Here is an 8,503-nt window from a genome sequence, read left to right on the forward strand (position 1 = left end):
ATATAGGAGTGATTAATTATGAAGAAATATATATTGTCATTAGACCAAGGAACTACTAGTTCTAGGGCAATTATATTTGATAGGGAACAAAATATTTATGGAGTTGCACAAAAAGAATTTAATCAAATATATCCAAAAGAAGGATGGGTTGAACATAATCCTATGGAAATATGGTCATCTCAATATTGTGTTCTTCAAGAAGTTTTAGCTAAGACTAATATAGAACCTGAAGAAATAGCGGCTATAGGAATTACAAATCAAAGGGAAACAACTATTGTATGGGATAAAGTAACTGGAGAGCCAATTTATAATGCAATTGTTTGGCAATGTAGGAGAACAGCTGATATATGTGAAGAATTAAAAAAAGAAGGTTTTGATAAATATATTAAAGAAAATACAGGATTATTAATTGATGCCTATTTTTCAGGTACAAAAATAAAATGGATATTAGATAATGTTAAAGATGCAAGAAAGAAAGCTGAATCAGGGAGATTGATTTTTGGTACTGTAGATTCTTGGTTACTTTGGAAGCTTACTAATGGTAAGATTCATGCAACTGATTATACAAATGCATCAAGAACTATGTTATTTAATATTAAGACATTACAGTGGGATAAAAATATTTTAAATAAATTAAATATACCATTATCTATGATGCCAGAAGTTAAAAACTCATCAGAAATTTATGGATACGCCAACTTAGGTGGAAAAGGAAATGTTCAGGTTCCAATAGCTGGGATTGCTGGGGATCAGCAAGCAGCACTTTTTGGGCAAGCAGCATTTAATAAAGGTGATGCAAAAAACACATATGGAACTGGTTGTTTCTTATTAATGAATACAGGTGAGAAATTAATAGAAAGCAAGCATGGATTAATTACAACAATAGCTATAGGATTAAATGGAAAGATACAATATGCATTAGAGGGATCTGTTTTTATGGGTGGTGCAATAATTCAATGGTTAAGAGATGAAATGGAATTAATTACAGATGCAAAGGATTCAGAGTATTTTGCTCAAAAGGTCAAAGATAATGGTGGCGTTTATATTGTTCCAGCTTTTGTAGGGCTAGGTGCACCGTATTGGGATATGTATGCAAGAGGTTCTATTTTTGGATTAACTAGAGGGGCAAATAAAAATCATATTATAAGAGCAGCTTTAGAAGCAATTGCATATCAAGTTAGAGATTTATTAGATGCTATGGAAGAGGACACTGGATATAAAATAAATGTGTTAAAGGTTGATGGAGGTGCTAGTAAAAATAAATTTTTAATGCAATTTCAGTCTGATATATCAAATATTAAGGTTTGTAAGCCGATAATTACAGAAACAACAGCTTTAGGTGCAGCTTATTTAGCTGGACTTGCAGTTGGATATTTTGAAAGTACTGAGGAAATAGCACAAGGATGGTATGCTAGTGAATCGTATAATCCTAAATTAGCTGAAGAAAAAAAAGAAAAATTATATAGTGGATGGAAAAAGTCAGTCAAAAGGTCTATGAATTGGGAAGAGTAATTTGCAAAATATGGTAGTTGTGTTATAATGTATATATATTAAATATGGGTGTATGAGAAATAGAGTCAAGCACAAAAACAGAGGATTAATTTCCTTGTTTTTAGCTTGGCTTTTTTTAGTAGTGTAATAAGAATGAAATATAAAAATGAACTCATATTATAATGTATAAAAATTACTTTTCAAAGTAAAAAAATAAGAGGTGAAGTTTATGTATGATGTTGCAATAATAGGTGCAGGAGTAATTGGTGCATCTATATTTAGAGAATTAACGAAATATAATTTGAATGTCATTGTAATTGAAAAAGAAAATGATGTTTCAATGGGGACATCAAAAGCAAATTCTGCAATTGTTCATGCTGGGTATGATCCCAAAGAAGGAACATTAATGGCTAAGTATAATGTAAAAGGAAATAAAATGTTTGACAAAATTTGCAAAGAATTGCATGTGCCATTTAAGAGAAATGGTTCACTAGTATTAGCTTTTAATAATGATGATTTAATAACAATAAACACCCTCTTCAAAAATGGAGAAAAAAATGGAGTAAAGGGATTAAAAATATTAAATAAAGAAGAAACACTAAAAATGGAACCCAATATTAATAGTGAGGTTAAAGGTGCTTTGTTTGCACCAACTGGTGGAATAATAGGACCATTTGAATATACGATAGCATTAATGGAAAATGCTGTTCAAAATGGTGGTGAAGTTATCTTAAACAGTGAAGTTGTTTCAATAACTAAGAATGGAGTATTTATTATCAAAACTAAAGATAATAAGGAATATAAAAGTAAATATGTTATTAATGCTGCAGGAGTATATGCTGATAAAATTCATAATATGATTTGTAAGGAAAAATTCAAAATTAAACCAAGGAAAGGTGAATATTATGTAATGGATAAGGACGTAGGTAATTTTGTAAATCATACAGTATTTCCTTGTCCATCAAAGTTAGGAAAAGGTATTCTCATAACACCAACTGTTCATGGTAATTTGTTAATTGGACCTAATGCTAGTGATATTAATGATAAGGAATCATTAAAAACTACAAATGAAGGATTAGAAAATATAAGGGAAAATGCAACACATACATGCTCGAAGTTAGACTTTAGAAAGTGTATAAGAACTTTTGCAGGACTTAGGGCAGTAAGTGATAAAGATGATTTCATTATAGGCGAAGATAAAGAGGTAAGAGGATTTATTGATGTTGCTGGTATAAAATCACCGGGTTTAACTTCAGCACCAGCTATTGCAGAAGATATGATTAACATATTAGCAGATGCAGGATTGAAACTTAATAAAAAAGATAATTTTAATAGAAATAGGGAAATAATAAATTTTATGGAATTATCAGTTGATAAAAAGAAAGAATTAATTCAAAAGGATAGTAGGTATGGAAGAATAATTTGTAGATGCGAAGGTATTACAGAAGGTGAAATTGTAGATGCAATTAACAGATCATTTGGAAGTATTACTTTAGATGGGGTTAAAAGAAGATGTAGACCTGGAATGGGGAGATGTCAGGGTGGTTTTTGTGGACCAAGAGTTCAAGAAATTATAGCTAAAGAGCTAAAGTTAAAAATGGAAGATATATTACTAGAAAAAGATGGTTCAACTATATTATTTGGTAGAACAAAGTAGGGGGATATATAATGTGTTATGATTTGATTGTAATAGGTGGGGGACCTGCAGGATTAGCCTCAGCTTATGAAGCTAAAAAGCAAGGAGTAGAAAAAATATTAATAATAGAAAGAGATAAAGAATTAGGTGGAATTTTAAATCAATGTATTCACAATGGCTTTGGGCTACATACATTTAAAGAAGAATTAACAGGACCTGAATATGCTGAAAGATTTATTGATATGATTAATGCTACAGATATTGAAGTAAAATTAGATACTATGGTTTTAGAAATAGATAATGAAAAAAATGTACATGTTGTAAATACTATTGATGGATATATGATACTTAAGGCTAAATCAATAATATTATCAATGGGATGTAGAGAAAGAACTAGAGGAGCAATTGCAATTCCAGGAGATAGACCATCAGGAGTACTAACAGCAGGGGCTGCTCAAAGGTATATAAACATGGAAGGATATATGCCGGGTAAAGAAGTTTTGATTTTAGGTTCAGGTGATATAGGACTTATAATGGCAAGGAGAATGACATTAGAAGGAGCAAAGGTAAAAGGGGTTATTGAATTAATGCCATATTCTAATGGATTGAATAGAAATATAGTTCAATGTTTAAATGATTATAATATACCATTATATTTGTCACATACTGTAACAGATATCATAGGAAGAGATAGATTGGAAAAAGTTATAATAGCTAAAGTTGATAAAAAAGGAAAAATTATAAAAGGGACTGAAATTGAATTTGATGTAGATACTTTATTATTATCTGTTGGATTAATTCCAGAAAACGAACTTTCTACAAAAGCTGGCATAGATAAAGATATAAGAACAAATGGTTTAATTGTAAGCGAAAGTATGGAAACTTCAATAAGGGGTGTTTTTGCATGTGGTAATGTTCTTCATGTACATGATTTAGTTGATTTTGTTACAGAAGAAGCTAAGAGAGCTGGAAGAAGTGTTGCTAAATATTTAAGAAATGAATTAGATTATTCTAATTATTTGCATGTTAAAAATGGAAAAAGTATAAAATATGTCATTCCTCAAAAGATAAATATTCAAGCAATAGAAGATAATCTTACAATGTTAATGAGAGTAGATAATATTTATCATAATAAAAAGATAGTTGTAAAATGTGATAAAACTGCAATTGCACAATTTAATAGAAAACATTTAGCACCTTCAGAAATGGAAAAAGTAATTATAAGTAAATCAATTATAGAAAAAGTAAAAGGAGATTTAGTAGTTTCTTTAGAGGATGGTGAATAAAATGAATAAAGAATTAATATGTATATGTTGTCCTATGGGATGTCATTTAAGTGTTGATATTGAAAATAAAAAAGTCAATGGAAATACTTGCAAAAGGGGAGAAGTATATGGATTAAATGAGGTTATTAATCCAGTCAGAGTTATTACTTCTACAGTAAAAATTAAAGGAGCAGCTTTTACAGTATTACCAGTAAAAACTAAGAGTGGAATACCAAAGAAATTAAACTTTGAAGTTATGAAGGTAATTAATAGCATTACTGTTAAGGCTCCCATTAAGTGTGGAGATATTATTATAAAAAATATACTAAATACCGGAATTGATTTAGTTGCAACAAGGAGTATGGAAAAAGTAAATAGTTAAATGTAGAATTCACAAATAGAAATAAGAGTTTTTATTTGTGAATTTTTATTAAGTTAGTTAGTAATTATTATATGTTAAATATGTCTAATATAATATATAATAATTATTATGTTGGATAGATGAGGAGAGAATTTTATGCCAAAGTTAATTAAGATACAAAATCCAAAGTTCATAGATGAAGTAGAGGAAATTATAGATTTAAGAGAAGAGTTTATTTATAATGAAAAAATTCAAAATAAGCTTATAGAAAATACTGATATTGAAAGTAAAAATGATGTAGGAATAACTGTAGATAGTTGTATTTTTAATAACATTACTTTTATAGATTGCAGTTTTGAAAGAGTTGATATAATAGATACAGTATTTAAAAATTGTGACTTATCTAATGTTTCATTTGTTGGAGGAAGTATACATAGAACACAGTTCATAAATTGTAAGCTTGTTGGAGCTAGATTTGATGAATGTAATTTAAAAAATGTTTTATTTGAAAATATCTTAGGAAAATACTCTAACTTTTCGTTTAGTAAAATAAATAATGTCAACTTTATAGAAAGTAATATGACAGAAGCTGTATTACAAGATGTTAAATTTGATAAAACAGTATTTGAAAACTGTGATTTAACTAATGGATTTTTTAATAATACATTTTTAGGAAAAATGGACTTAACTACATGTGAGATTTCAGGAATTGATGTAAATATACCTAATGTATATGGAGCAACTGTTACAACAATGCAAGCTTTAGACTTAAGCAGATTATTGGGATTAAATATAAAATAGATTTTAATGTGAATTATATTAAAATACTTTAAAGTAGCTAGTTTAAATTTAAAGCTTTAATTTAATTAAGTTAACTTAGGAAAATTCCTTTTATACGCACTAATTAAAGCTAAGTAAGATACTTCATTATTGAGTTTATGAGATTATTTTTTTATTATAGTTTATTTTTATAATAATTATTGGAGTAAATGGAGAAAATACAACATATATAGATATGAAGTGGATGTGAAATATATGAAATTTTTAAAATTTATGCTGATATTTATTCCAATTAGCATTATAGGTAAGTTTATGCACTTTTCATCAGCAGTGATGTTTATCTTAGCAGCTCTTTCTATTATTCCTCTAGCTGGATTAATGGGAGAAGGAACAGAGGAAATTTCTTTTTACTCTGGCCCTAAAATAGGAGGATTTTTAAATGCTACCTTTGGTAATGCTACAGAATTAATAATTTCTTTTTTTGCTCTAAAGCAGGGATTATTTGAAGTCGTGAAGTCTTCAATATCTGGATCAATTATAGGAAATATCCTATTAGTATTAGGAGCAAGTATGTTATGTGGAGGAATAAAACATAAAACTCAAAAGTTTAATAAAAATGTAGTTGATGTTACTTCTAGCATGCTTTTGTTTGCAGTTATTGGACTATGTATACCTGCTGTATTTACACATACTTTTTCTAATGATTTATTAAATACAAAGTATGAAGGATTAAGTTTAGCAGTTTCTATTATAATGTTTATATTATATATTTTTAGCTTAATTTTTTCCTTTTTTACTCATAAAGAACTTTATGCAGTTAAATACGAAAATGAAGATGAAAAGGCAAAATGGTCTTTAACAAAAGCAATTGTAATTTTAGTAGTATCAACTATATTTATTGCTATAGAAAGTGAATTTTTAGTAGATGGAGTAGAAGGAATCACAACAAAGCTTGGTTTAAGTGAAACTTTTGTTGGAATAATTTTAATACCAATTATAGGTAATGCAGCTGAGCATACTACAGCAATTTCTATGGCACTAAAAAATAAAATGGATGTGGCAATAGAAATAGCAATAGGTTCAAGTTTGCAAATAATATTATTTGTTGCTCCTATTCTTGTATTTTTAAGTTTATTATTTACACCTATGACTATAATATTTAATCAATTTGAATTAATAGCATTAATTGTAACGGTATTAATAGCTAATAAAGTTGCTGGAGATGGAGAGTCAAATTGGCTAGAAGGAGCTCAATTAGTTGCAGTATACTTAATTATAGCAGCAGGGTTCTTTATATTATAATGTGTATACTGCAATTAAAAATGAAATTATAAAAAAATATTAAACTAAAAATGGAAATGAGCACTTAAATTTCATAGGATTATATATTTAAATGTGAAGAAAATAATATTGTAGTATTTATTAATATTACAAATCATATTTTTATATTGGAGGATAAAACTATGAGTGAAAAGCATGATTGCTGTTGTAGTAGTCAACAAGAAAAAGAAAAAAAGGCAAATAACTGTGGATGTAAGCATAGAAAAAGTAATAAGGCTCAAAATATAAAAGAAAATTATTAAAATAAAAAATAGCTAGTATATTTAAAATATATACTGGCTATTTTTCTTTATATAAGTATAAATAGTACTGGTAAAATACTATTATATGAATTAAAATAACTATATATTATACATAATAAGGTGAGATGTAAATGGAAGAATTAAAGAAAACATTAGATGAAGTATTTGAAAAAGAAGTTATAAAAATAGTAATAAGTAATAAAGTGAAAAAGGATGAAAAATATAACAAAGTTAATATAAGTTTAAAAGAGAATAATAAGAATAAATTTTATCAAATAGAGAAATTTACGGATAAACAAGTATTTCATGAAAATATAAAAATTGATGAAATAAATGAAAAAGTATATGAAATAATAGACGGTAAATATAAACAAATGACAGCTTGGTCTAGCAGTGAAACTTTCGATTTAAAGATATCTAAAAAGGGAAAGATATTTTTAGGTAAAAAGAAAAATGATAATTCTAAAATTATTACAAAAGGACATAACAAGGAAAAGAATTATATATTAAAAGAAGGTATGATTATTGAACCACTTATAGATTTAGGGGTATTTACTAAAGAAGGTAAAGTAGTTAATTCTAAGTATGATAAATATAAACAAATTAATAGATTTATTGAAATAATTGATGATGAAATTAAAAAAAATGATTATAAAGAATTAACAATTTTAGATTTTGGATGTGGTAAATCTTATTTAACTTTTGTATTGTATTATTATTTTGTGAAAATTAAAAATATAAATGTTAATATGATTGGATTAGATTTAAAAGAAGATGTAATTAAAAAATGCAATGAAATAGCTAAGAGATATAATTATGATAACTTACATTTTGAATTAGGAGATATTAACGGATTTAAATATAATAATAAGGTTGATATGGTTATTACTTTACATGCTTGTGATACTGCAACTGATTATGCGTTGTATAATGCAATAAAATGGAATAGTAAAATGATATTTTCAGTTCCATGCTGTCAACATGAGTTTAATGCACAAATGAAAGCAGAGGAACTTTCAATATTAACTAAATATGGAATAGTTCAAGAAAGAGTTGCCGCATTAATGACAGATAGCGTAAGAGCGAATTTATTAGAGTGCGCCGGGTATAAAACACAGCTTTTAGAATTTATTGATATTGCACATTCTCCTAAAAATATATTAATAAGAGCATCTAAAGCTAATATATCTAAAGAGAAAAAAGAAAAATCATTAGTTGAAGTTCAAAACTTAATGAATACATTTAGTTTTGAACCAACATTATATAATTTATTAAGTAATGATAATTTAATTTAGTTTTTTATGAAAGCAGTAAATGTAGTATAAATTTACTGCTTTTTTCATATTCAAATTACTAAGGTAAGATTGATAAATAGAATCTGTTAAGC

7 protein-coding genes are annotated in these 8,503 nt (G+C 27.1%); all 7 read left to right on the plus strand.

Features of this window, described 5'->3' with window-relative positions; translation table 11 throughout:
• The first annotated feature begins 18 nt into the window (after positions 1–18).
• Positions 19–1,512, plus strand: a complete 1,494-nt coding sequence (glpK, locus tag TY07_RS14000; RefSeq protein ID WP_042401323.1) for a glycerol kinase GlpK — start codon at positions 19–21, stop codon at positions 1,510–1,512.
• A 208-nt stretch (positions 1,513–1,720) separates the two neighbouring features.
• On the plus strand, positions 1,721–3,148 hold the full coding sequence (locus tag TY07_RS14005) for an NAD(P)/FAD-dependent oxidoreductase (protein WP_042401326.1): 1,428 nt from the start codon (positions 1,721–1,723) through the stop codon (positions 3,146–3,148).
• Positions 3,149–3,159: 11 nt separating this feature from the next.
• Positions 3,160–4,413 carry an NAD(P)/FAD-dependent oxidoreductase gene (locus TY07_RS14010; protein ID WP_042401330.1) on the plus strand — a complete coding sequence of 418 codons (1,254 nt, stop codon included), beginning with the start codon at positions 3,160–3,162 and terminating at the stop codon, positions 4,411–4,413.
• 1 nt (position 4,414) lies between these two features.
• Positions 4,415–4,774, plus strand: coding sequence for a DUF1667 domain-containing protein (locus tag TY07_RS14015; RefSeq protein ID WP_042401334.1), 360 nt, complete (start codon positions 4,415–4,417; stop codon positions 4,772–4,774).
• 135 nt (positions 4,775–4,909) lie between these two features.
• Entirely contained in the window at positions 4,910–5,554 is a 645-nt protein-coding gene (locus TY07_RS14020; protein WP_042401338.1) for a pentapeptide repeat-containing protein, read from the plus strand.
• Between the two features lie 234 nt (positions 5,555–5,788).
• The gene (cax, locus tag TY07_RS14025) at positions 5,789–6,835 is read left to right on the plus strand and encodes a calcium/proton exchanger (RefSeq protein ID WP_042401340.1); all 1,047 of its coding nucleotides are present in this window, start codon (positions 5,789–5,791) and stop codon (positions 6,833–6,835) included.
• A gap of 412 nt (positions 6,836–7,247) precedes the next feature.
• Complete coding sequence (locus TY07_RS14030; RefSeq protein ID WP_042401341.1) at positions 7,248–8,411, plus strand: class I SAM-dependent methyltransferase; 1,164 nt, start codon at positions 7,248–7,250, stop codon at positions 8,409–8,411.
• Positions 8,412–8,503 lie beyond the last annotated feature (92 nt).

This window comes from Clostridium saudiense, from assembly GCF_000577815.1.
In the GTDB taxonomy this organism is placed as follows: domain Bacteria; phylum Bacillota; class Clostridia; order Clostridiales; family Clostridiaceae; genus Clostridium; species Clostridium saudiense.

What these genes read in the sequence shown, in the direction of transcription:
- glpK (WP_042401323.1), top strand. Translation starts at nt 19, where the DNA reads ATGAAGAAATATATATTGTCATTAGACCAAGGAACTACTAGTTCTAGG.
- TY07_RS14005 (WP_042401326.1), top strand. Translation starts at nt 1,721, where the DNA reads ATGTATGATGTTGCAATAATAGGTGCAGGAGTAATTGGTGCATCTATA.
- TY07_RS14010 (WP_042401330.1), top strand. Translation starts at nt 3,160, where the DNA reads ATGTGTTATGATTTGATTGTAATAGGTGGGGGACCTGCAGGATTAGCC.
- TY07_RS14015 (WP_042401334.1), top strand. Translation starts at nt 4,415, where the DNA reads ATGAATAAAGAATTAATATGTATATGTTGTCCTATGGGATGTCATTTA.
- TY07_RS14020 (WP_042401338.1), top strand. Translation starts at nt 4,910, where the DNA reads ATGCCAAAGTTAATTAAGATACAAAATCCAAAGTTCATAGATGAAGTA.
- cax (WP_042401340.1), top strand. Translation starts at nt 5,789, where the DNA reads ATGAAATTTTTAAAATTTATGCTGATATTTATTCCAATTAGCATTATA.
- TY07_RS14030 (WP_042401341.1), top strand. Translation starts at nt 7,248, where the DNA reads ATGGAAGAATTAAAGAAAACATTAGATGAAGTATTTGAAAAAGAAGTT.